This window comes from Carboxylicivirga caseinilyticus (assembly GCF_050589785.1).
GTDB lineage: Bacteria > Bacteroidota > Bacteroidia > Bacteroidales > Marinilabiliaceae > Carboxylicivirga > Carboxylicivirga caseinilyticus.
In genome coordinates this window covers 36,660-60,016 of sequence record NZ_JBNGOX010000010.1, presented here as the reverse complement: position 1 = coordinate 60,016, position 23,357 = coordinate 36,660, and the positions used below count along the sequence as shown (strand labels likewise).

22 protein-coding genes and 2 tRNA genes are annotated in these 23,357 nt (G+C 35.3%); 8 read left to right on the top strand and 16 right to left on the bottom strand.

From position 1 onward, the window contains the following. The first annotated feature begins 395 nt into the window (after window positions 1-395). Both hflK and hflC read left to right on the top strand, forming a co-directional pair. Window positions 396-1,394 carry an FtsH protease activity modulator HflK gene (hflK, locus tag ACRD62_RS07355; protein ID WP_321409029.1) on the top strand — a complete coding sequence of 333 codons (999 nt, stop codon included), beginning with the start codon at window positions 396-398 and terminating at the stop codon, window positions 1,392-1,394. Further along, a complete protein-coding gene (hflC, locus tag ACRD62_RS07350; RefSeq protein ID WP_430819487.1) occupies window positions 1,384-2,328 on the top strand; it encodes a protease modulator HflC in 945 nt (314 codons plus the stop codon). The genes hflK and hflC overlap by 11 nt, the downstream gene beginning before the upstream one ends. 58 nt (window positions 2,329-2,386) lie before the next feature. Here the strand turns inward: hflC and ACRD62_RS07345 are convergent, their stop codons facing one another. The 3 genes from ACRD62_RS07345 to ACRD62_RS07335 all read right to left on the bottom strand — a co-directional run bounded on the left by ACRD62_RS07345 (window position 2,387) and on the right by ACRD62_RS07335 (window position 3,984). Then, window positions 2,387-3,676 carry a Na+/H+ antiporter NhaC family protein gene (locus ACRD62_RS07345; protein WP_430819486.1) on the bottom strand — a complete coding sequence of 430 codons (1,290 nt, stop codon included), beginning with the start codon at window positions 3,674-3,676 and terminating at the stop codon, window positions 2,387-2,389. A 155-nt stretch (window positions 3,677-3,831) separates the two neighbouring features. Next, window positions 3,832-3,903, bottom strand: a tRNA-Thr gene (locus ACRD62_RS07340). Between the two features lie 8 nt (window positions 3,904-3,911). Next, window positions 3,912-3,984, bottom strand: a tRNA-Gly gene (locus ACRD62_RS07335). Window positions 3,985-4,179: 195 nt separating this feature from the next. On the opposite strand from ACRD62_RS07335, the gene ACRD62_RS07330 reads away from it, so the two are divergent. The 6 genes from ACRD62_RS07330 to ACRD62_RS07305 all read left to right on the top strand — a co-directional run bounded on the left by ACRD62_RS07330 (window position 4,180) and on the right by ACRD62_RS07305 (window position 11,913). Then, window positions 4,180-4,839 carry a hypothetical protein gene (locus tag ACRD62_RS07330; RefSeq protein ID WP_430819485.1) on the top strand — a complete coding sequence of 220 codons (660 nt, stop codon included), beginning with the start codon at window positions 4,180-4,182 and terminating at the stop codon, window positions 4,837-4,839. A 101-nt stretch (window positions 4,840-4,940) separates the two neighbouring features. Beyond that, window positions 4,941-6,164 (top strand): phosphoserine phosphatase SerB, encoded by a 1,224-nt coding sequence (serB, locus tag ACRD62_RS07325; protein ID WP_430819484.1) that lies wholly within the window; start codon window positions 4,941-4,943, stop codon window positions 6,162-6,164. 91 nt (window positions 6,165-6,255) lie between these two features. Next, entirely contained in the window at window positions 6,256-7,038 is a 783-nt protein-coding gene (locus ACRD62_RS07320; RefSeq protein WP_430819483.1) for a tRNA threonylcarbamoyladenosine dehydratase, read from the top strand. Between the two features lie 71 nt (window positions 7,039-7,109). Continuing rightward, window positions 7,110-9,686 carry a M1 family metallopeptidase gene (locus tag ACRD62_RS07315; protein WP_430819482.1) on the top strand — a complete coding sequence of 859 codons (2,577 nt, stop codon included), beginning with the start codon at window positions 7,110-7,112 and terminating at the stop codon, window positions 9,684-9,686. Between the two features lie 108 nt (window positions 9,687-9,794). After that, window positions 9,795-10,919, top strand: a complete 1,125-nt coding sequence (locus ACRD62_RS07310; RefSeq protein WP_430819481.1) for a GNAT family N-acetyltransferase — start codon at window positions 9,795-9,797, stop codon at window positions 10,917-10,919. 82 nt (window positions 10,920-11,001) lie between these two features. Then, complete coding sequence (locus tag ACRD62_RS07305) at window positions 11,002-11,913, top strand: YitT family protein (protein WP_430819480.1); 912 nt, start codon at window positions 11,002-11,004, stop codon at window positions 11,911-11,913. Here the strand turns inward: ACRD62_RS07305 and ACRD62_RS07300 are convergent. The 13 genes from ACRD62_RS07300 to ACRD62_RS07240 form a co-directional block, all read right to left on the bottom strand. Beyond that, window positions 11,901-12,605 carry an RluA family pseudouridine synthase gene (locus ACRD62_RS07300; RefSeq protein ID WP_430819479.1) on the bottom strand — a complete coding sequence of 235 codons (705 nt, stop codon included), beginning with the start codon at window positions 12,603-12,605 and terminating at the stop codon, window positions 11,901-11,903. The two genes, ACRD62_RS07305 and ACRD62_RS07300, sit on opposite strands and share 13 nt — an antisense overlap. A 169-nt stretch (window positions 12,606-12,774) precedes the next feature. Next, the gene (locus tag ACRD62_RS07295; protein WP_430819478.1) at window positions 12,775-16,167 is read right to left on the bottom strand and encodes a sensor histidine kinase; all 3,393 of its coding nucleotides are present in this window, start codon (window positions 16,165-16,167) and stop codon (window positions 12,775-12,777) included. Between the two features lie 134 nt (window positions 16,168-16,301). Then, on the bottom strand, window positions 16,302-16,952 hold the full coding sequence (locus tag ACRD62_RS07290; protein WP_430819477.1) for an urease accessory protein UreH domain-containing protein: 651 nt from the start codon (window positions 16,950-16,952) through the stop codon (window positions 16,302-16,304). Between the two features lie 95 nt (window positions 16,953-17,047). Further along, window positions 17,048-17,587, bottom strand: a complete 540-nt coding sequence (locus ACRD62_RS07285; protein ID WP_430819476.1) for an NUDIX hydrolase — start codon at window positions 17,585-17,587, stop codon at window positions 17,048-17,050. A 167-nt stretch (window positions 17,588-17,754) separates the two neighbouring features. Next, window positions 17,755-18,213, bottom strand: coding sequence for a hypothetical protein (locus tag ACRD62_RS07280; protein WP_430819475.1), 459 nt, complete (start codon window positions 18,211-18,213; stop codon window positions 17,755-17,757). Window positions 18,214-18,246: 33 nt separating this feature from the next. Next, window positions 18,247-18,822 carry a DJ-1/PfpI family protein gene (locus ACRD62_RS07275; RefSeq protein ID WP_430819474.1) on the bottom strand — a complete coding sequence of 192 codons (576 nt, stop codon included), beginning with the start codon at window positions 18,820-18,822 and terminating at the stop codon, window positions 18,247-18,249. Between the two features lie 9 nt (window positions 18,823-18,831). Further along, complete coding sequence (locus ACRD62_RS07270; RefSeq protein WP_430819473.1) at window positions 18,832-19,299, bottom strand: DUF1801 domain-containing protein; 468 nt, start codon at window positions 19,297-19,299, stop codon at window positions 18,832-18,834. Continuing rightward, entirely contained in the window at window positions 19,287-19,733 is a 447-nt protein-coding gene (locus ACRD62_RS07265; protein ID WP_430819472.1) for a hypothetical protein, read from the bottom strand. The genes ACRD62_RS07270 and ACRD62_RS07265 overlap by 13 nt, the downstream gene beginning before the upstream one ends. 110 nt (window positions 19,734-19,843) lie before the next feature. Further along, window positions 19,844-20,797 (bottom strand): calcium/sodium antiporter, encoded by a 954-nt coding sequence (locus ACRD62_RS07260; RefSeq protein WP_430819471.1) that lies wholly within the window; start codon window positions 20,795-20,797, stop codon window positions 19,844-19,846. 210 nt (window positions 20,798-21,007) lie between these two features. Next, window positions 21,008-21,409, bottom strand: coding sequence for a hypothetical protein (locus ACRD62_RS07255; protein WP_430819470.1), 402 nt, complete (start codon window positions 21,407-21,409; stop codon window positions 21,008-21,010). Between the two features lie 217 nt (window positions 21,410-21,626). Continuing rightward, on the bottom strand, window positions 21,627-21,968 hold the full coding sequence (locus ACRD62_RS07250; protein ID WP_430819469.1) for a hypothetical protein: 342 nt from the start codon (window positions 21,966-21,968) through the stop codon (window positions 21,627-21,629). Then, window positions 21,940-22,164, bottom strand: a complete 225-nt coding sequence (locus ACRD62_RS07245) for a hypothetical protein (protein ID WP_430819468.1) — start codon at window positions 22,162-22,164, stop codon at window positions 21,940-21,942. The genes ACRD62_RS07250 and ACRD62_RS07245 overlap by 29 nt, the downstream gene beginning before the upstream one ends. A gap of 19 nt (window positions 22,165-22,183) precedes the next feature. Continuing rightward, window positions 22,184-23,227: a hypothetical protein gene (locus ACRD62_RS07240; protein ID WP_430819467.1), complete on the bottom strand. Its 1,044-nt coding sequence runs from the start codon at window positions 23,225-23,227 to the stop codon at window positions 22,184-22,186. Between the last annotated feature and the right edge of the window lie 130 nt (window positions 23,228-23,357).

The window sequence follows — 23,357 nt, the reverse complement described above, 5'->3', positions numbered from 1 at the left end:
CATTTCTGATGGATACTTTATTGTCAAAAATTTATCGATAACTACTAATTTCTCATCAATAAGGAGAATAGAGTGTTAATAGGCAAACCTATTTCATGTATTATTTTACAGGCGATAAACATTACCACTCCACCACATCTTCTTCCCAATATCAGATACACTAGCGCTTTTCATTAAAAAAGCAACATAATCAACTCTTACATTATGCATCTTGATATTTTTCAAACATGGAAAATAGTACACATATCCATCATAACCATTTCAATAAAAATACGATTCTTCATAAAAGAAACCCATATTCTAATTCTCTGAGTAATTTCTTTGTTTAATTGAAATTATACTGCCATTTCATAATTTTCTGAATACATTTGTAGTAAACCTCAATATATTATTCAATGAGTTCAAATCAATTTTCCAATCTTAATTCTTCCAATCCCTGGTTGGAAAAATTATTCAAAAACATTAAAGCGGTTGTTCTGGTGGTTATTGTGGCCATCTTACTATCAACAGCTTTTTTTCAGGTAGGCCCTGAAGAAGTGGGCGTTATTGTTCAATTTGGTAAATATCAAAGAACTGTAGATCCGGGATTAAATTATAAGATTCCATTTATGGAGTCGGTATATAAAGTACCTGTTGAACGACAGCAAAAACTGGAGTTTGGTTTCAGAACAACCAATCCGGGAATACGAACTGAATACACGCGCAGAGGAACAACAGATGAATCACTCATGTTAACTGGTGACTTAAACCTTGCTGATGTAGAGTGGGTTGTTCAATATCGAATAGACAATGCATATAACTATCTTTTTAAAGTCCGCAACCCAGAAACCACATTACGTGATATTTCAGAAGCTGCTATGAGACAGATAGTGGGAGATCGCACTGTTAACGAAGTTTTAACTGTTGGTAGAACTGAAATCAGCAGTAAACTGCAGGAGCTGATGCAGAAAGTTTGTCGGGAATATTCCCTTGGAGTAAAAATCGAACAGGTGGTGTTACAGGATGTGAATCCTCCGGAACCGGTTAAAGCTGCATTTAATTCTGTAAATGAGGCTCAACAAGAAAAAGAAACGTTGATTAACCAGGCAAAAGCAGAATACAACAAAGTAATTCCTAAAGCTGCAGGACAAGCCAAGGAGACCATTCAAATGGCTGAAGGTTATGCTTCGGAACGTGTGAATAACGCAAAGGGAGATGTAGCCCGTTTTAATGCCTTATATACCGAATATGTGAAGGCTCCTGAAGTAACAAAAAAGCGTATCTATCTTGAAACAATGGAGTCAGTCATTCCTAAATTAGGTGAAAAAATCATCACCGATCAAAAAGGCAATAGTGTATTGCCATTACTTCAAATGCAACTTTCACAACAAAAGAATTCAAACAATGGGCAATAAGAAATTCATCATATATATCGTTTTAGGTGCTATTGTATTGTTCGTGCTATCAACAGGCACCTATGTAGTTAATGAAGCTGAACAGGTTGTGGTAACACAATTTGGTAAGCCGGTAGGTGAGCCTATCGTGACACCTGGAATCAAATTTAAAATTCCGTTCATTCAAACCACTCATTTCTTTGATAAGCGTTACCTTGAATGGGATGGTGATCCCAACCAGGTTCCAACCAAAGACAAGAAATTTATTTTTGTGGATACTTATGCCCGCTGGCAAATTGTTGATCCCCTGCAGTTCTTCAAACGTTTAACCAATGAGAGAGGTGCCATTTCTCGTATCGATGACATTCTGGATGGAGAAACACGTAATTATATTGCCAAACACAATATCGAAGAAGCTGTACGTTCAAGCAACCGCACTCCAGTTTCGTCGGGTGTGATAGGAGAACTGATTGGTGATAGTTTAGCTACTATTAAAGTGGGAAGAGATAAAATTCAGGAAATGATTCAAAAGTCAGCCAATGAACAAGCCAAAGATTTAGGAATAGCTATTCTGGATTTTCGTTTCAAAAGAATCAATTACGTTCAGGAAGTACAAAACCAGGTATATGAGCGTATGAAAAGTGAGCGTAACCGAATTGCCGATAAATTCAAATCAGAAGGACAAGGTGAAGCTTCAAATATCAATGGTGAAAAAGAACGTGAACTAAGAAGAATTGTTTCTGAAGCATACAAAACAGCAGAAGAAATTAAAGGACGTGCTGATGGTGAAGCTGCCCGCATTTATGCTGAAGCTTATGATAAAACACCTGCTTCAAGGGAATTATATGGCTTTATGAAATCAATGGAAGCTTATCAGAAAACTTTTGACAGTCAGACGCACATCATCTTGTCAACCGACAGTGAATTTTTCAAATATTTGAAATCGATGAGATAAAAATATTTTAACTCTAATAAAAAGCAGAATCGGTTTGATTCTGCTTTTTTATTGGTTATTACTTATCCCTCTTTAATAAAATACTCACCACAACTGATATACCCATCAGGTAAGGATAAAATAAAAACTGCATTATTTCAAAAGGTGTCACAGCCATTGAAGCCAATCCAACAGCAGCAAGTATTTGCGCACCATACGGTAAAGCTCCCTGCACAAAGCATGATGCAGTGTCCATTAAGCTTGCCGATCGCTTAGGTTCGATATTAAACTTAGAAGCTATATTTTTCACAATAGAACCTCCCATTAAGATGGCAATTGTATTATTCGCAGTAAAGACATTAACAACAGAAGTCACCAAAACAATAGTAAACTCAGCTCCTTTCCGCCCTTTTGCTCTTTTCTCTATTGACTGAAGCAAGTAATCAATACCACCATTAACCATAACAATTTCAACCAGCCCACCTACCAATAATGAAATAACCACTATTTCAGCCATTCCTAACATTCCATTACTCGTGGCTGTCATTACCTGCCATGCATCCATTGTTTTATCCTCCAAAGGCAATAAAATTCCAACTGCCGCAGATAAAATTGTACCACCCAGTAAAACCACAAATACATTAACACCCAACAAGGCAAAAATAAGAACCGTAAGATAAGGCACTAAACGCAACCAATCTCCAGGTAATAATTCGATTTCCTGATGACCTCCTGCTCCTCCTAAAAACAAATAAAGAATTATTGAAAAGATGGCAGCAGGTAAAACCAGCTTAATATTCATATTAAACTTATCCCGCATGCTGCTTCCCTGGGTGCGTGCCGCAGCAATGGTTGTATCCGAAATCATTGAAAGATTATCTCCGAACATAGCTCCACCAATCACTGCCCCAAGTGCCAATGCTGACGAAAACTCAGCTTTTTCGGCTAACTCAAGTGCCACCGGCGAAAGTGCCACTACCGTTCCAACAGAAGTACCTACTGATAAAGCAATAAAACTACCAATCACAAATAAGCCGGCCAATAAAACTTTACCCGGCAATATACTTAATCCAATACGAACAGTAGCATCCACAGCCCCCACTTCACGCGCCAAACCAGCAAATCCACCAGCCATTAAAAAAATCAGACACATCATCATGATTCCCGAGTGTCCCATTCCTTTTGTGAACAACTCCATTTTATGGGCAATCTTCTTTCCGGGAGCCATCATTACGGCAACAATGGCAGCTGCAAAAAAGGAGATTAAAATAGGCATTCGGTAAAAATCACCGGTTAATATACCCGGAACCAAATAAATAAGCAGAAATATTCCAACAGGCAACAATGCCTTTAATCCATTCATCTTCATGATAAAAATTACTTTACATCGCAAAAAAACAAAATTTTCAAGAGAATCAATCGATAGAGATGGCTACCTGATTTAATTATATCACTTTTTCTAAGCTTCATATTAAAAAGTGACGAGGAGAAATAAAAAAAGGGTAGGAAAACCTACCCTAACAGAGCCAATGACGAGAATTGAACTCGTGACCTCTTCCTTACCAAGGAAGCGCTCTACCCCTGAGCTACATCGGCAATATCTGAGCGAAAAACGGGACTCGAACCCGCGACCCCGACCTTGGCAAGGTCGTGCTCTACCAACTGAGCTATTTTCGCAATGTTAGCCATTTCTTTCAACAGCGGCACAAAAGTAAATTTTTTTTCATTACCTACAAATACTTTTTTCTTTTTTTCATGACCCAAAATTGTGTTCTAAACCAGTCAGCACAGTAAACGTATTTGATTCTAATCGATTAATGAGGTAACTTTAAGTAAGTGATTTAATTCCAATGTATAATTGAAAACCGAATCATGGATTTAAGAAACAAATGTATCATCTTACTAACATTCTTTATTCTTGGTATCAGTTCAATAAACGCCCAGGATAAACGTGTGTGGACATTTGAATTCCTGCCGGGAGGTGCCATTATACCTCCCATGCCTCTAAAAATTAAACAAACTGATTATTATAACATTAAAATAACTGCCAGATATAATACCGAATCTTTTAAACTACCAATTTACTATTCATATCGGTTGGGTAGTTTCAAAAATAAGAGAGGATGGAGCATTGAAATGAATCATTTGAAAATATATCTAAAAAACACAAATGATCTTATCCAACAATTCAGTATATCTCATGGTTATAACCAGGTTTTTATCAACCACCATATTGTTAAAGAAAAATATAGCTTGATACTTGGGATTGGAACTGTAATAGGTCATCCTGAAAGTACAATCAGAAACCAGACCTATACGGAAAAAGGAGGACTTTTTAACGATGGTTATTATCTATCTGGCATTACTTTTCAGGGTGCTATCCACTATCCTTTAATTACAAGTAAACATTTTAATCTTCCTGTAGAATCTAAAGTTAGTTTAGGTTACGGTACCGTACCCATTTCCAATGGAAAAGCGCAGGTTCCGGTTGTTGCTTTTCACCTGTTGATGGGTCCATGTTTTAAGCTGTGATAAATTATTAGAAAAAATCACACAAGTCATTAAAGTTTAAAATCATTATCATCATTTTTTATTTCTAATTATTACTTTTGCAGCGCTAATATTACACTGACATGAGCAAGAATAAAGAGATTATACTTTTAAATATCTCCGGAGAAGATAAACCGGGTTTAACAGCAGCATTGACCAATATTTTAGCCAACTACGAAGTGAATATTCTCGACATTGGTCAGGCTGTTATTCATGAAGACCTGGGTTTGGGTATTTTGTTTGAAGTACCGTCAACCAACGAGTCATCTCCAATATTAAAAGACTTACTCTTTAAATCATATGAATTGGGAATCAATATTAAATTCACCCCAATTACAGAACAGAAGTACAACGAATGGGTTGGTCATCAGGGGAAAGAGCGTTTTATTATCACCCTGCTGTCCCGAAAATTAAAAGCATCTCAACTATCAAAAGTTACAGATATCATTTCAACCCAGGGCCTGAATATCGATTACATAACCCGTTTAAGTGGTAGGGTTTTACTGAATGATGATCACGAAAATTCCAAATCAGTGGTTGAATTTTCAGTCAGAGGAACACCCGGAAACACTGAAAAAATGAAGCAGGAGTTTATGGCCATTTCAAAAGAATGCGCTATTGATATTGCTTTCCAGGCAGATAATATTTTCCGTCGTAATCGTCGTTTGGTTTGTTTCGATATGGATTCTACCCTAATCCAAACCGAGGTTATTGACGAATTAGCTATTAAAGCTGGTGTTGGAGATAAAGTAATTGCCATAACAGAAGCCGCCATGCGTGGTGAAATCGATTTTAACGAAAGCTTCAAGCAACGCGTATCTCTGCTTAAAGGTTTGGACGAATCGGTCATGAAGGAAATTGCTGAAAACCTTCCAATCACCGAAGGTGCCGAACGCCTCTTCAAAACACTGAAGAAATATGGCTACCGAACAGCTATCCTTTCAGGTGGATTCAACTACTTTGGTAATTATCTGAAAAGCAAGCTTGATATCGATTACGTTTTTGCCAATGAACTTGAGATTAAAGATGGTAAACTAACCGGGAAACATACTGGTGAAATTGTTAATGGCGAGAAAAAGGCTGAACTACTTAAACTTTTGGCCTTTAAAGAAGACATCCATCTTGATCAGGTAATTGCAGTAGGTGATGGATCTAACGATTTACCGATGTTAAAACTGGCTGGTTTGGGTATTGCTTTTCATGCCAAACCAAAAGTTAAGGCATCAGCTAAAAATCATATCTCTACCATAGGTTTGGATGCTATCTTATACTTATTGGGATTCAGAGACCGTGAAATCAACATTTGATAGTTTTATCAGACACCTTTTAACATTAATATCTGCTTTATTTTAGGGCAGATATTGTTATTTTTGCGCCCACATAAAAGGGTGATAAAAAATGAGCATTTTTCACAGGGCAGAATTGATTTTGGGCAAAGATAGCATGCATAACCTTGCTTCTAAAAAGGTTATTTTGTTTGGTATAGGTGGAGTTGGAAGCTGGTGCGCCGAAAGCTTGATTCGTACAGGTATAATGGATCTGACAATCGTTGACAGCGATCGTGTTACAGCCAGTAACATTAATCGTCAGTTGATGGCCACCTCAAAAACAGTTGGTGAAGTAAAAACAGAAGCTCTGAGAAATCGTTTACTCGACATTAATCCTGAAGCCCAAATCACCTCACTTCAAAAGATTTACAGCAAAGAAACATCTTCTGATTTCAATCTGAATGAATACGATGTAATTATTGATGCAATTGACAGCCTGGGCAGCAAGGTTCATTTGATCAGAGCAGCCACACAGACTGATGCCTTATTTGTATCATCGATGGGTGCTGCCCTAAAGGTTGATCCAACCCGTGTTAGAGTTGATGAATTCTGGAATGTTCAAGGGTGCCCTCTTGCCCGAAAAATTCGCAAACTGGTTCGTAAAGTTGGTGTTCCACAACGTCCCTTTTTATGTGTGTATAGCGATGAAGTAATGGAGAATATCGGTGCTGAAGAAATTACTGAACCCATTTCAAAAGAGGAGACAACTGATACTACCGGCCCGGGTGATCCGGATTTGGTAAATCACGACTGGTCTGATCACAAGGCTGTGATCAATGGTTCACTGGCACACATTACTGCAATATTTGGTTTTACCCTGGCAGGACTCATTATAAAAGAACTCACTCAATAGAACCACTTTATTGACATACTTCCATTTTTAGAGCAAAAACTTATCTTTACAGTTTACAAAAAACAGTGAAGATGAAGTTACAACCCCTTTTAACTCTATTAGTTTCAATCATATTTATATACTCCTGCCAATTCATCCCCGAAAAATGGCCGGAAGATGGAGTTAGTTTGCCTTTAGCTAAAGAAAGAGCTTCCCGTATCAGCAATCTCGATTATGCTTTATCCATGTCAGTTCCTGATGAAGTATCTGAACCGATAGAAGCACAGGCTGATCTCACTTTTACGCTTAATAATTCTTCTGATGATCTTTTTCTGGATTTTAAAGCAGACAGTATTCAACTGAAACAAGTAATTATTAATAACGACACAGTCGAACCCCGCATCGTTAATGAGCATATAATACTTCCTAAAAGCTCGCTGGATCAGAATAACAAAGTTCTTATTGACTTTACAATGGGTGATGGCCCCTTAAACCGAAACGACAAATATTTCTATTCACTTTTTGTTCCCGACCGTGCCCGAACTGCAATTCCATGTTTTGACCAACCCGATATTAAAGGACAATTCTCTGTGACAATGACTATCCCACAAAAATGGGAAGCAATTGCCAACGGACTTCCTGTTATGACGCAAGATCTGGAGAATGGCAGAAAAACGGTTGAATTTGCCAGATCAAAGCCTATCAGCACTTATTTATGGGCCTTTGCTGCAGGAGCTTTTAAACAAGAAACCATTGATTGGAATGGAAAACAGGTTGGGCTCTACCACATGGTTGATGACACCATAAAATTACAGGGAAATCTAAAAACCATTTTTTCTCAAACAACGAAATCACTGGATTGGCTTCAGGATTATACCAACTACACCTATCCATACGATAATTATAACCTGGTTGCCATACCTTCTTTCCAGTTTGGAGGAATGGAACATCCTGGAGCAACCTATTACCGCTCTGAATTAATCTTTCTGGATGAAAATCCAACTCAAAATGAAGAAATTCGTCGTGCTAACCTGATTGCTCACGAAACAGCCCACATGTGGTTTGGCGACTTAGTTACCATGGCTTGGTTTGAAGAAGTATGGCTAAAAGAAGTATTCGCCAATTTCATGGCAGATAAAATCACACAACCATGGTTTCAGGATATTAATTACGATTTGCAGTTTTTATTGGCCCATTTCCCATCAGCTTACTCAGTTGATCGTACAGAAGGTGCGAATCCTGTTAACCAGAAGCTTCATAACCTGAAGAATGCAGGTTCATTGTATGGTGCTATCATCTATCACAAATCACCCATTGTAATGGCTCAGCTCGAAAATATGGTTGGCCAGGATAAACTGCAAACAGGTATTCAGGAGTACATCAAAAAATATGCTTTCTCCAATGCCACCTGGAATGATTTAATTACTTGTATTGATAAGTTAACCGAGAATGATTTAACTGTCTGGAGCCACAATTGGGTGAATGAACCCGGACGTCCTGTGATAACCATGCGCCCGCCGGATGAGAATAATGATTCGTGGATGCTCAGTCAATTTCCGGAACATCCAGAGATGACTTCTCAAGGAACCTATTGGCCGCAGGAAGTGAGCATTATAACTGATACAACAAAATCGTTTATTGAATATTTTGATGCAACTGTTTCGATAGATGAAAAAATAGCATTACCTAACACTTTATTCTTTAGCGATGCTATGGGGTATGGTTTGTTCAGGATGAATGGTCAGCAAATCAACTATTGGATGCGCCATACTTCAGACCTTGATGATCCTTTACTTAGAGGAAGATCTGTAATTAACTTATTCGAAAACTTTTTGGATGCGAATATCAACTCTGAAGATTACATTACATTTCTTTTAAATAGCATCAATAAAGAAAAAGATCCACTATTAATTAATTTATATGGAAGTCAACTGAAAGAAGTTTTCTGGAAAAATATTCCACAAGAGAAATGGTCAAAAACAAGTCAATCCATAAGTAAGGTTCTGCTTTCTAAGGCAGAGATTTCTACAGAATCTTCTGTTAAAAAAATATTATTGCGACTTTGGATAAATCTTGCCCTTGACAACGAATCATACCAACTGATGGCTTCCCTTTGCGATAAGAACAATAACTTTTTTGGAACAGCACTTAGTGATAGAGATCGCATTGAACTGGTAGCTCAGTTGGCCATCAAACAATACGACAGCTGGGAAGTAAACTACAATACCGTAATTAATCAACTTACAAATGACGATTTGAAACAGATGATGATTTTTGCGCTCCCAGCCCTATCAAATGTCTCCAAAGAAAGGGATTTATTCTGGGCATCGCTGACTGACCCAAAAAACAGAGCAAAAGAAAAATGGGTTGAGTTGTCGCTCTCCTATCTGCACCATCCATTACGTCAGAAACATTCAATCAATTACTTGCTTCAAACACTTAACATGCTGGAAGAAATTCAGGTGACCGGAGATATCTTTTTCCCCATTGGGTGGTTAAGTAATAGTATTGGCCAGTATTCATCAGAAGACGCAGTAGCTATTGCAAATAAGTTTCTGGCAGATCATCCTAAATATCCCCATCATCTAAAAAATAAAATCTTACAAAATATTGATTTGGCCAAACGAAGCATATCAATTAGTAAGCAATTTAACGCAAACGCCAATTAAAACACCCCCTAATTGACTAATATTAAGATACTTTATTAATTAATGAAATTTTTCTGAAATTAAATTAATTTAATATTATCTTCGCAAAATCAAAAAAGAGGTAATCTGATGGAAATTATTATTAAAGAAGTAACAAATAATCAAACTCTTAACGACTTCGTTAAGTTTCCTTATCAACTATACAAAACGAATAAATATTGGGTGCCTCCAATGATTGATGAAGAGCGTAGTGCCTTGGTACCTGAAAAAAATCCTGCTTTTGAATTTTGCAAAGTAAAACTTTGGGTAGCCTATATTGATAATAAATGTGTAGGACGTGTTGGTGGTATCATCAACTCACTATGGATTGAAAAGAAAGGTGAGAAAATTGGTCGATTTACCCGTCCTGAATTCATTGATAACAAAGATGTATCAGCCAAACTGATGGAAACCGTTGAAAATTGGTTACAATCGGAAGGCATGGTTGAACTACAAGGTCCTCTTGGATTTTCTAACCTTGATCATCAGGGATGCTTAATTGAAGGACACGATTGGTTACCTTCTGTAGCTTCAGATTATCACATGGATTACTTTCTGGAGCATTTTGAAGCATTAGGTTATGAAAAAGAAATTGATTGGTTGGAATTCCGTATCACCTTCCCTGATGCATTACCTGAAAAATCATTCAAGGTAGCCGAAATGTTAATCAAACGTTACGGATTAAAACCTCAGAATTTCAAAACATCAAAAGAGATTGAACCTTATAAGGCAAAAGTTTTCGAACTTTTTAATAAAGCCTTTGCCGAGTTATTCGGAACTTTTCAGCTTCCTCCTAAGGTGATTAATTTTTACATGAAAAAGTATTTTCCAATATTAAATCCCCGATATGTAAAAATCATTCTGGATAAAGAAGATGAAATGGCAGGATTTCTTATTGCACTTCCTTCATTATCAAAGGCAATGCAAAAAGCCAAAGGAAAACTTCTTCCATTTGGCTGGTATCACATCATGAAAGCATTGAAAAATCCAACAGAAATGGACCTAATGCTTACAGGAGTTAAGCCCGAGTTACAAAGAATGGGTGTAGCAGCATTATTAATGAATGATCTGTGGAAAACAGCAAAAGAAGATGGTATAAAATATGTAGAGACGACCGGAATGTTAGAAAACAATCATGTCGCCATTCAAATGTGGAAATCGTTTGATCACATTCAACACAAACGTAAGCGTTGTTTTAAAAAGTCGTTGAAATAAAAAACATTAAATAGTAACTTTTAAGGTGTCTGTTTTCTTTTCAGGCACCTTTTTTTGGGCTTTTATATTAGTAATAACAACAATGAACAGAGCAACTTTAATCAGCGAACTAAAAAGTTATCTCATTATCACAGCGGGACTGTTAGTCAGCGCTATAGGATGGACTGGTTTTATTATTCCATCAAATATTGTGGGTGGAGGAATCATGGGACTTTCCTCTTTAATTTACTTTCTTACCGATTTGCCGGTGGGTCCGACCAACCTGATATTAAATTCAGTCTTGATTATCATTGCCATGAGAGTTTTGGGCAAGGGTTTTGGTTTTAAAACCATTTATTCCCTGATTATGCTTTCGGTATTCCTGACTATTTTTCAGTACATTATTACTGAACCTATTGTGAAGGAAAAGTTTATGGCAGCCATTATTGGAGGTGGTTTAATCGGTTTTAGTATTGGAATCTTGTTTATTCAGGGAGGTAGCACAGGAGGCACCGAAATTATAGCCTTGCTAATTAACCGAAAACGAAATGTCAGTCCTGGTAGAGTAATGATTAGTTGTGATCTTATCGTAATTAGTTCATCCTATATCATTTTCCAATCGCTCGAAACAATGGTATATGGTTTTGTTGTAATTGGATTGATGTCGTATGTTGCCGATTGGGTTTTAACAGGTGCCCGTCAATCAGTTCAAATCACCATAATTTCGTCTAAACCGGATGAAGTGGCACAAGGTATTGCAACACAAATCAATCGTGGATTAAGCTTTGTAAAAGGGCATGGTTATTACAGCAAAAGAGACCGCGATTTTATTGTTATGGTTGTGCGAAAATCTGAATCCCATTTAATTTTCCAGACCATTAAAGAAGTTGATCCTGAAGCGTTTGTTACAGTTGCCAATGTAATGGCTGTATATGGTAAAGGCTTTGATTCCTATAAACCTCCCATCAGTGGTGGAAAACGTAAAAAATCAATTACTACCGATCAATCGGAATAATGTAACTCATAATCTTGTAACTGCTCCAATACCTGCTCAAACTCACCAGGGATTGGAGCTTTTAAATTCATTTTCTCTCCGCTTGAAGGATGAGTAAATGATAATGTATGTGCATGTAACAAAAGCCTTTTGACACCTGTTTCGGCAGTCATTATTTTATTCAGGGTCCAATCTCCGTGTTGTGTATCACCCAACAGATCGAAGCGTTCAAAAGCAAAATGCTGTCTAATTTGGTGCCAGCGGCCGGTTTCAGGAGTAACCATCACAAGGCTTAAATCAACATCTGTAAAATCTTTGTAACATATTTTTGTTGAAACACTTTTCAACGTTTTATAATACGTCGAAGCATTGATACGCTTTTTCTTTTTCTTAATTAACACAGGCTTATCGAAAGTGCCTTCACCGGGTATGCCTTTACAAACCACCACATAGCTTTTCTTTACCTTACGTTGTTCAAATTGTTGAGACAAGAATGCTGCTACTTCCCTGGAAAATGCCAGTACAATTATTCCTGATGTTTTAGAATCAAGTCGATGCACAGGATAAACAGATTTGCCTGTTAGTAATCCCACTTCTTTAGTAAGATACGCCGCATCAGCTGGCATAAAATCATTCTTATGAACCGGAAGGTCAACTGGTTTATCTACAACAATCAGATCTTCATCCTGATAAATAACTGCTAATTCGCTCATTCAACAAAGGTAGTCAGAAAGAAAGAAAAAGCTTGATTTTACATTACGAATAATTCTTTCCCTTTTTAACACAGGAAATAAACAAAGCTTATTTGATCCAAAACCCAATAAGCTTTTTCAAGATTAAAAAACAAAGCACAACATTGACTCAAAAAGAATCTAGCATCAATTACTTTAATCGTTGATTAGGCAGAAAGAAATAAAACGTACTCCCCTTACCCAGCTCAGATCGTAACCAAATCTCACCTCCTAGCACGTGAATTATTTGTTTTACAATACTCAATCCCAAGCCCATTCCTGAGTAATTAATTTTGCGGTCTTCAATCTTAACAAATGGAGTAAAAATAGTATTATAGTCTTCCTCCTTAATACCTATCCCTGTATCCTCAACTCTGAATAAAAAGAAACTTTCAGGATAAGAAAAATCATCGAACATTTCGGGGTATTTGGCTACATCAGCACGGGTCTTTTCACAAACGCATAATTTAACATGACCACTGGAGGTGAATTTAAGTGCATTATTTATCAAATTAAAGAGCACCTGCTTTAATCGTTCCCAATCCGAGAAAAGTTCAGCGTCTTCACGAATACCGCTCATATCAATTTTGAATTCAGTATTTGCAGAAAACGAGCCATTTAACGCAATTGACTTATAAACCGTATTACACAACTCACTAATCTTAAACTGCTTCTTCACCAAATGCAACTGTCCGGATTCTATTCGTGAAATATCAATGATATCGTCAATCAAAACCAATAAACTTTCGCTACTCTGCTGAATCAGTTTAATAAACTCATTTCTATCTTGTTCACTATGCATATCAGTTGATAAAAGACTTGAGAATCCTATAATCGAATTCATTGGCGTTCTGATCTCGTGTGATAAATTAGCCAAAAACGCAGTTTTCAATCGATCCGATTCTTCAGCTTTCTCACGAGCAAGTTCCAGATCAGCAGTTCGTTCCAACACCAATTCTTCAAGATAATTACGGTGTCTTTCTAACTCAGCCTTTTGAACCAACATCTCTTCTCTGCTATGCTCCAGCTCATCATTTGTCTTCTTCAACTTATTGGTACTTTGTTCTACCAGATATTGCAATCGTTTTTCGCGTTGCCTGTGAATTCTACCCCTTAAAAAGTAAATCAGATATAATACAAAGAAACCTAATATTATTAATAATATTTTGAAGGCTCGACTTTTATAAAAAGTTGGTTTAACAACCAAAACTACCGAATCAATATCCTCACTCCACACTTCATCATTGTTACTTCCTTTAAGCAGGAGCTTGTAAGTGCCCTCAGGTAATCTTCCATAACTTTTATCTGCAACAGCGGCTAGTGTATCCCAACTCGCATCATATCCTTCCAGCTTCCATGCTGCAAGGTTTTTAGAACTTTGAGTATAATTAAAAACAGTCGCAAAGAAGGATATTTTTTTCTCATCTGTTGAGATCTTAATTGTATCCGGAACATTGTATTCTACACTAATTTCCCCTAGCCCTTCATCATTATATGCTTTTGATGAAAGTTTGTACGAACTGATTGCAACTTTTGGTTTATTCAGGTTATATCTTAGTTTGGTAGGATTAAACTCAACAAAGCCTCCAATACCTCCAAACAACATAGTACCATCTTTGGCTTTAGAATAGGCGCATTCATTAAACTCTTTCACAAGAACACCATCCATTGAACCATAAGAAGTTACACTTTTATTTGTAGTATTAAATTTAATAAGTTTTGTACCCGTTGACATCCAAAGAAATCCGTCATCTCCCTGCAAGATACCGTATACATCAGAGTTTAAATTTGAATTAAATGAAGCTGGGGCTACCGAGTCATTATCAGGAAAATACTGGAGTAAACCTGAACCATAGGTAGCTAACCACACTTGCCCCAATGAGTCCTTCACCACATCAAGGATGTAATTACTCTTTATTAACGAACCAAATTTACGCTGTGTAGAAATCCGCTTGTACTTCTCTGTTATTGAATTAAACTTTATTAATGCACTTTCTTCGGTACCCAGCAGAAGGATACTATCATTAAACAGGCAAATCTTATTGGTTCCTAATGAATCAATCTCGTTATCCATAGATGAATATGGATAAATCTGATATGTTCTCGTCAGTTTATTATACTTAATTAAACCTCCATATGATGACAGCCAGAGAACAGAATCATTAACTGCTTTAACGGATGTAATATTATTAAAAGAAGTTGCTTTTATTTTATCATCATGAAATTGAAATAAATCGGCATTGTTCTCATGATTCTCAACTCTTAAAAGACCAATTGCTGTTGCGAACCATAAAGTTCCGTTATCCTCTTCATAAATCTCAAATATTCTTTCTTTTAATTCTTTCTTATCCTTACCATAAGTAACAGGTTTATAATCCCCTCCATTCACATCACTAACATATGCAGCGGTTCTCGAATTATACCAATAGCGGTCGTTCTGGTCTTTATACAATAAATAAATCCTATCTCCTCCACTTTGATATTGCGAATTAATATGCTTATGATCAAACTTGTAGTGTTCATTATTAAAATAGCCTAAACTACCTTTACTACCGACCCATACGATTGGCTCCTGATTACTTATATACATGTCATTAATCCAATCACTTTTCAAATGTTTCTCACTTTGATCCTCTGATTGATAATGATTGATTAATTTTCCATTCTCCGATACTTGCAAAACGCCACTACCATTAGTTCCTATCCAGAAGTGACCATCACGATCGGCATAGTGGGTTGTAAAGTTATGTAAGGAAGAATTTTGATATAACTTTCGTACTGATTTGTCTTCCAACGAGAATTCATAGAGAGAGTGTCGATCAGTTAACGTTATAATTTTGTTGTTTTTTAACCGTATTGAAGTAACCGGCATAATTCCGGTTAATTCTTCAACTTCCTTTACTTGAAAGCCATTATCGTTTATTTTAATTGCATAACATAAACCTTTATCTGTCGCAATATATGTGGTATCATTAAGGGTTAATAATTGTGCAATATTATTATATTTCTTAACAAAAGAATCAGGTCGAACATAAGTATTGTTTTTGATGTCATAAAAAGTAAGTCCCGATCCCTGCGTCCCAAAAATCATCCAGTCCTTATTGTAACGGGTAATAGAAGTAATCAGTCCATTCCCATTTAAGTTGTTTATTGTTTGGACTGGTGGTTTATTGTCAAACTTATATGTCTTCAAATCCAAACAACTTATCTCTCCAAAAAAAGTTCCTACCCATAAAGTGTGATCAATGGGATCATAATCAATGGCAGTAACTTTATTATCAGGTAATGAAAGCGTATCGTATGAAAGATGAGTGAAAAGATCGAAATACTGACCATCATAACGATATAAACCGTTATTAGTTGCTATCCAGAAATATCCTGTAGAATCCTGTTCAAATGCGAGTATATCCGGATCATTCACTCCATTTTCTTCACCATAACTGATAAATAAATACTCGTCATCTTTTGACTGTGAAAATATTTGCGCAGTAATACATAGTAAACAAACAACCCATAAGGTCGCAAGCAGTAGGCTCCTTCTCATATTAGATAACGATACTAAATGTTTATCCCCAATAATACAAGCAAAACGGATTAAATAGCAAAAGGTTTCACTGTTTTATGAAACCTACCAAACTATAGGTAAAACACAATTTTTCAATGATTATAATCTGCACACTACAATCCTAAGAATTGCATTGCCAGCCCAGAAAGAAAAATTACCATTCCGGCTACTGAATGACTTAGATGCTCGTATTTTTTTATATTTATAAAACTTAATCCATAAGTTGATGTTACCACCATGGCAACCATTGTTAATAATGTTGTTACTCCAAAAACAGAAGTAACCAGAATTAATGCAGAAGTACTTTGTGATACAGCAGGATACATTAATACCGGGATAAGTGGTTCACATGGACCTAAGGCAAAAATAATAAATAACACCCATGGTGTAATATTACGTGAATCCTCTATCTTTCCATGACTATGACCATGATGTTTCTTTTTCATCCAATGCCTGATACCCCAAATAGTATACAATAAACCGAAAGCAATAAAAGCCCAGGCAGCCAGATTGCCCCTGAAAGATTCTATAAACTCAAGCTTTGATACTTGCACCTGCAAAGCAATTCCTACAAATCCCAGAATAACAGAACTCAAAATGTGGCCCATTCCACATAACAGAGTTAACCCAATAACTTTACGCAACGACCAATCACGTGCCTTACCAATCATGATAAATGGCAAATAGTGATCGGGTCCCATAAGTGTATGAAAAAAACCAATGGAAGCTGCTGTTATTAGTAGTAACTGTAATTCCTGAGGCATAGTATTTTTATTTGTAAATATAAAGAAATAATGAATTTATGCCTTGATATCCTGTACTTACAGGCATAATTTATTTCAATTCTAAAATAACTTCCTTAGATCTGAGTTTGAAAATAACTCTTAAGTATATTAGCTATCGAATCAGAGCTAATTTGTTCGTAATCAATCTCCTTTTCTTTTACAAACTCATAGCCTGAAATATCATCCTCCACATGCATCTGTTCAAAATTTTTGACTTTACACAAAAAACCCAAATCGGTTGTATAAACTGAAAAACCTGAGAATACATATTCGTTTGGATATGATACCAGGTAGTTCATATCATCGATATCGAGGTTTAACTCTTCTTTTATTTCTCGTCTGACAGCCATTTCAGCACTTTCCATTGGGTCGACAAATCCACCCGGAAGGTCGAGCATACCTTTACCCGGATCAAAAGCCCTGCGCGTTAAAAGCACCTCCCCTTTTTCGTTCACAATAACTGCAGCTACTGCAGCCGATGAATTAATAAAAAAATGAAATTTACATTTATTGCATTTAAATGATCTTGAACCATCGAAAATAAACTCCTCACTTCCACATTTAGGGCAATATTTAATTACATCTCCTGGTTGTGTTGATCTTTTTTCTTTCATCTTAAAATCCGTTTAATTGCATGGTTACCGTTGGTATCAAAAGTAAAAATGCTAAAATAAACATTTCATGAAAATTGAGAAACTACCTTCGATATTACTATTTATCATTATTGGTAACTATTGATTTACATCTACTTACAACACCTCATTTCAGTAAATATTAGCAATCAATTTTTACGATGTGTTATTTTATTTATAACTAAAATTCCCAAACCCATTAAAAGTAATATTACAGAACAAAGAACTACCAATCCGGTATAAAAAAGAAAACATTGAAAGGCCAATGAACCTCCCTGAAACCCATTCAGCTGTGAAAATGTAAATGCCATATTTCCTGCAAGCAAATAGCTTACAGGCAACCATAATACTGAAGAGATAAAAACTATTTTAAAGCAGATATCCAGCAGTTTAATACTATTAAACGCCTTTGGGTTAATTATTAATAATCCATAATAAATACTCAAGGGCAAAGCAATCAACGCTGCCCAGGTTATGAATGATCCAATGGGTACATAAAACCTATCGGATAATGAAAAAGTCAGAAGTGCAACACCCCGAATAAGAATAGTAGCTGATATCAGCAGAGTAAAGAATGAAACCAGAAAAAGAACAAGTGTTTTATTCATTTCATTAAACGACTTAAATATTTTCCATAAGAATCAAAAGCCCATCAGCTGACGCACCTTTTCAGCATTTTCCTTGGATGTTAACCATTCCAACAATAAAAAGGCCACCCCAATAGCAGTTGAAGGATTCCATGAGGTTATGATATTATCGTCTGTTACAATCGGTTGATGAATAACATCTGCACCAAAGCTCTTCAGAGCCTCCCGTCGTACAGGCATATCATACACTGTAGCTTTTTTGTTTTCGAGAATACCACTTTTCCCGGTTGGTAAAGCTCCTGCACAAACAGTAGCGATCATTTTATTGGCTGCCTTAAAACTTCTGATTAACTCCAGAAATTTTTCATTGTAGGCATCCTTATAAAATCCGTACACCTCAAAACCACCCGGTATAGCCAATGCATCAAATGAATCTACTTCTATTTCTTCAACGGTATAATCAACAATAAAACGCTGCTTAAATGCGCTTTTTATTTCTTTGCGCAAGGCACCCGTAAATAATTGCGTGGAACCATCACCTTCTTCCAGGTTCCAACCCATTACATCAATAAATACACTTGCTTCATATATTTCGAATCCATCGGCCAATAAAAGAAGTACTTTTTTCATGAATCTCTTTTACTTTTTTAAATTACATTCATATATATCAATCCACTGCTTAACACTAATTTTCTTACATAAATCCCCTATTAAGTCATATGGTATTTCTTCCATTTTTTTAAAACGAATACAACTTTTACCCATATCCAATCTACGCGAGGTATATTTTCCATATTCTGAAACAAACCAATTATACAAATTATGATCGGCATAAATACCACTATGGTATAAATTAACAGAGTTTTTTTGGGAAGCAATATTCATAAAAGGCAAAGGCAAATCAGGTGAACAGTGATATCCATCCGGATAGAGACTATGCGGCACATAGTAACCTATCATTCCATAACTAATTCCTTCTTCGAAACCTTTGGGTAAATTATTTAGAATAACAGAGCGTAATTTTTGAATTACTTTTTTTTTGTCTTCAGGTAATTGATCTATGTATTCTTCTGGCGTTGATGCAGTGTATTTCATTAGCTTATCCATTTTTTATTATACGAATAAGATGAATACCAAATAAGAAAGCCACCTATTACAACAACTAAAACAGGCATTGTTATAGCTTGAATAAAACCATAAACACTAATAGAATGCGTAAAAAATACATTATGAATCATTTGAGGAACTATGGCCATAAATGAGATAATAAAATATGGTCTAGCCCATTTACTTCTTAAAATCAAAGATATTGAACCCAACAAACCTCCAAATACAGCAATTGCAAAAAGAAGGGTGGTCCATATGGGATACTCACTGTATAAATCCTTTTCGTTTTGAGGAAGATTCGATAATGTCTCATCAGATATAAATACATGTCCAAAAAAAGATACGACTCCAATAAGATTCCAAATCAGCATTATAATAACAATTATCCAAAACCATTTTGAAACTTTCTTTTTTTCACCTCTGCTTGTTTTCATGATCTATTTTAATTAATTTTTGCTTTAATGAAAATAACAGAACGCATCCAACATTTGTTTTTACGAAAAGCTACCTAAGAAATGTTTAAACAATCAATTATAGCTTATTTTCATATCTCTTTCATAACCAGATAGCTTGTATACAGCAGATAAAATCCAAATAAGATTCCAGCTTCCCATCTGTCTAATTTCTTTCTTTGCCCTGTCAACATTGATGTCAATAGAAAAACTGTACCTCCTATTAGAATCAACAAGTCAATATTAAACTTTGGATTATACTCAATAGGTCTTATTATACTACTGATAGATAAAATTAAAAGTATATTGAAGATATTTGAACCTATGACATTTCCAATCGCAATATCACTATTCTTCTTTGTTGCAGCTACAATTGAAGTTACTAACTCTGGCAAGGATGTTCCTGCAGCAACAATTGTTAATCCAATAATTTTTTCACTTACACCCAATGTATTTGCAATATCAATACTATTTTCAACTACAAGTTGCCCTCCCAAAATCAAACCACTTAATCCAACGATTATAAGTCCCCAAATCTTTAAGGCTGTTTTTTGAATATCAGTTGTAACAGTTTGAGGGTCACTTTTCATTTGATTAAATACATAATATAAAAAAAGACAAAACAGAATCAACATAATCACCCCATCCAATCGACTCGAATAAGAAGTCCCGGTAAAAACAAAATCATTCAGCAGAAACAATACTAACACAGAGATAAACAGAGAAATCGGAATTTCTTTCCATGCTGTTGATGTTTGAACTTTTATTGGTAGTATTACTCCTGATAATCCAAGTATTATAAACAAATTAAAATTATTGCTTCCTATAATATTTCCGAGAACTATGTCAGAATATCCTTTTACTGATGCAATACTGTTAACGACCAACTCGGGTGCTGAAGTGCCAAAAGCTACAATGGTCAAACCAATCACTAAATCCGACACTTTATATTTCTTCGCTAACGCAGAAGCTCCATCAACTAACCAATTTGCTCCAAATATCAAGGCAACAAATCCTGCAACAACAAACAAAATTGAAAGTATCATACAATTACTTTTTAATCAAATGTAATCGAATTTTGTTTTCGCATTCAATTATAAAATAATCTCTTTATTAAAATTTTTAAGTATCAATTATTAGATATGTAAAGTCGTGAAAAATGATCGTACCTTATCATTCTGATTGATAATGGCAACCAAACCAATAAAACTAACTATAAATTATTTTACTAAAATCCTATATGCTACTTTTTGCCTTCATCTTATCTTAACCCTGGCATAGGTTAATCTAAACGGAGTTCCTATAAAATCTTTTTGTAACTCTCCTTCTAAATAATCGACAACATTCATTACTTCTCCATCGAAAATTATTTCTAAACCTTCTGTTCTAAAATCAGATGCTAAATTGCAGGGCAAAAAGAATACATCAATAGTATTCTCCGGATTAGTACCAATAATAACCCATGCTGCTGTACCCTCTACATTATGAATGTATCCGGAATAGTTGGTAACAGAGTTAATAACAGTACCTTCAAAATTACATGCTGTTTCACTTAGATCTATCTCTTTCCATTCTTCTTTTTCACAACTTATATTTAATTGAAATAAAGAAGACACTGCAATCAATATGACCAGTGACCTATGTATTTCAGGTTTCATAATTAATTCATATAAAGAAAAGTTATTCTACCAGCACTCAAATATTATGTAGTTTAATATAAGTAAAATCTATATAAATAACATGCTATTACAATTCATAAAGGCTGATATTTACTAAATCAAATAGGGCAGCTGCTCGTGTGTTTTATCTCTTAACGATAAAGTATTCGATCATGGTAAACCCAGGTAAACTATGCTCCATAGCATACTAATATTATTATTTTTGAAGTAAACTCCCTTTAAAACGCATTACAAGAGAAGAGCCTTCATCATCCTTAGCCGCATATGAAATTTCATATTCAGTACCATTTTTAGAAATGGTAAATTTCTTATCCCGATAAACTTCTGTGCTTATAATTTCTCCTTCATTTTCGTTAGTAATCGGAAATTTCACATTAGTGTAGAATCGAGGATAAACGTTGCCATTATTTTCTCCTTCAATGCTATTAGTTTCCGAGAATATTGGTCCTAATTCGAAATACCAACCGTTTCCATCATAAGAATCAGTTGAGGAAGTGTAGGTAATTTCTTTAGGATAAAATGTAATATAAAAAAACATGTGTTCCGTTTAAATGCGGATTCTCAGGATCATCAGATAAACCTTCATAAATAAGTTCTCCCCACTCAATTTCATATGTATTACCATTGTATTCAATAGTATTTAATTCAACATCTTGATAAACGGGATCATCTTTAGAACAACTTATTAACACTAATAAAAAAAGAAGAAATGTAACGTTTTTAATTTTTTTCATTTTGTTTAGAATTGGCTATTTAAAACTTAACAAATAAACCCAGATTAAAGGAATGACAAATCATGCTATTAGGCACAATAATTACTGAGGGATCAAACTCGATATCTGCAGTGGCGCTTAAAAAGAAGGTTTCAGATAATTTAATATTTGCTCCAATATCTAAAGAAACGGATTGATAACCGGGTATATAAAAATTCAATCCGTATGAAACCCTTGGCCTGAAGATACCCTGCGGGTAGATATACTCAATTTGGCATGGTATTTTATAATAGTTTTTCTTCTGTCCATAATATTCAAGTTGCGAAAATAGAACTCCGGTGCGGAAATACATTTTCTCACTCGTGCTTGGCATCCAAATGTGACCAATTAAACCAGTGTGCATATATAACTTATCATTAAAAGCATCAAAATTCGTATACCTGCTCACACCAACTATAAATTCTGGCAGAATATTTATTAATGGAGTTGATTTCTCGTAAATTATACACTGTTCTCCGTCACAAACAGCCTTATGGTAATCTTCTGCCAACTTAATTAAGTTTTTATGCTCTGGCCTTTTTATCGAATTAATCCTGGACTGAAATCCGGGAGCATCCTGCATGTAATATTTTAATATTCCAATATGTTTTGTGGTTTCAAAAGATACTTCTTCGCCATTTAAATATTTTGTTCCTTCTTCATATGGCAATTCGATTAACGGTACATCCACCTTATCGAGATAATAATGATCTCCAATTTTATCTCGCATATAATACATGTTGATTTCACCTTTGATCAAAAATTCCAAGAATACTTTTTCATTATTTATCTCTTTGACTATATAGTACTTACCATCAACAAATCTGTATGCAGTAATATCATCCGGAGAATATTCCTTAATTGCATTTTCTCTATCTTTAAATCTACAAAGACTACTCATTAATAAATCACTCCGATAATCAATTTCTCCGTAGATGGTATCGCCTGTATGAGTTAAAATAAACCCCTGTCTGTAGTCAGTTTGAGCCTTTAGTACTCCAATTGAGAATAATAATCCAAATAGAATTAAACTTTTTAATTTCATGTTTATGTGTTTGTTCTTATGTTACCGGGTAATTATTTATGATTCTTAAATGGTTTCAGTTTTTTCTTTTTGAGATCTATTAATTTTCTGACTCCAAATTTTTATAAAAGTATCAGTACAAGTAAAACCT

What these genes read in the sequence shown, in the direction of transcription:
- serB (WP_430819484.1), top strand. Translation starts at nt 4,941, where the DNA reads ATGAGCAAGAATAAAGAGATTATACTTTTAAATATCTCCGGAGAAGAT.
- ACRD62_RS07245 (WP_430819468.1), bottom strand. Translation starts at nt 22,164, where the DNA reads ATGAAAAAAATTAAAAACGTTACATTTCTTCTTTTTTTATTAGTGTTA.
- ACRD62_RS07300 (WP_430819479.1), bottom strand. Translation starts at nt 12,605, where the DNA reads ATGAGCGAATTAGCAGTTATTTATCAGGATGAAGATCTGATTGTTGTA.
- ACRD62_RS07345 (WP_430819486.1), bottom strand. Translation starts at nt 3,676, where the DNA reads ATGAAGATGAATGGATTAAAGGCATTGTTGCCTGTTGGAATATTTCTG.
- ACRD62_RS07280 (WP_430819475.1), bottom strand. Translation starts at nt 18,213, where the DNA reads ATGAATAAAACACTTGTTCTTTTTCTGGTTTCATTCTTTACTCTGCTG.
- ACRD62_RS07285 (WP_430819476.1), bottom strand. Translation starts at nt 17,587, where the DNA reads ATGAAAGAAAAAAGATCAACACAACCAGGAGATGTAATTAAATATTGC.
- hflK (WP_321409029.1), top strand. Translation starts at nt 396, where the DNA reads ATGAGTTCAAATCAATTTTCCAATCTTAATTCTTCCAATCCCTGGTTG.
- ACRD62_RS07320 (WP_430819483.1), top strand. Translation starts at nt 6,256, where the DNA reads ATGAGCATTTTTCACAGGGCAGAATTGATTTTGGGCAAAGATAGCATG.
- ACRD62_RS07250 (WP_430819469.1), bottom strand. Translation starts at nt 21,968, where the DNA reads ATGTTTTTTTATATTACATTTTATCCTAAAGAAATTACCTACACTTCC.
- ACRD62_RS07290 (WP_430819477.1), bottom strand. Translation starts at nt 16,952, where the DNA reads ATGCCTCAGGAATTACAGTTACTACTAATAACAGCAGCTTCCATTGGT.
- ACRD62_RS07240 (WP_430819467.1), bottom strand. Translation starts at nt 23,227, where the DNA reads ATGAAATTAAAAAGTTTAATTCTATTTGGATTATTATTCTCAATTGGA.
- ACRD62_RS07270 (WP_430819473.1), bottom strand. Translation starts at nt 19,299, where the DNA reads ATGGATAAGCTAATGAAATACACTGCATCAACGCCAGAAGAATACATA.
- ACRD62_RS07295 (WP_430819478.1), bottom strand. Translation starts at nt 16,167, where the DNA reads ATGAGAAGGAGCCTACTGCTTGCGACCTTATGGGTTGTTTGTTTACTA.
- ACRD62_RS07330 (WP_430819485.1), top strand. Translation starts at nt 4,180, where the DNA reads ATGGATTTAAGAAACAAATGTATCATCTTACTAACATTCTTTATTCTT.
- ACRD62_RS07310 (WP_430819481.1), top strand. Translation starts at nt 9,795, where the DNA reads ATGGAAATTATTATTAAAGAAGTAACAAATAATCAAACTCTTAACGAC.
- ACRD62_RS07315 (WP_430819482.1), top strand. Translation starts at nt 7,110, where the DNA reads ATGAAGTTACAACCCCTTTTAACTCTATTAGTTTCAATCATATTTATA.
- ACRD62_RS07275 (WP_430819474.1), bottom strand. Translation starts at nt 18,822, where the DNA reads ATGAAAAAAGTACTTCTTTTATTGGCCGATGGATTCGAAATATATGAA.
- ACRD62_RS07265 (WP_430819472.1), bottom strand. Translation starts at nt 19,733, where the DNA reads ATGAAAACAAGCAGAGGTGAAAAAAAGAAAGTTTCAAAATGGTTTTGG.
- hflC (WP_430819487.1), top strand. Translation starts at nt 1,384, where the DNA reads ATGGGCAATAAGAAATTCATCATATATATCGTTTTAGGTGCTATTGTA.
- ACRD62_RS07260 (WP_430819471.1), bottom strand. Translation starts at nt 20,797, where the DNA reads ATGATACTTTCAATTTTGTTTGTTGTTGCAGGATTTGTTGCCTTGATA.
- ACRD62_RS07255 (WP_430819470.1), bottom strand. Translation starts at nt 21,409, where the DNA reads ATGAAACCTGAAATACATAGGTCACTGGTCATATTGATTGCAGTGTCT.
- ACRD62_RS07305 (WP_430819480.1), top strand. Translation starts at nt 11,002, where the DNA reads ATGAACAGAGCAACTTTAATCAGCGAACTAAAAAGTTATCTCATTATC.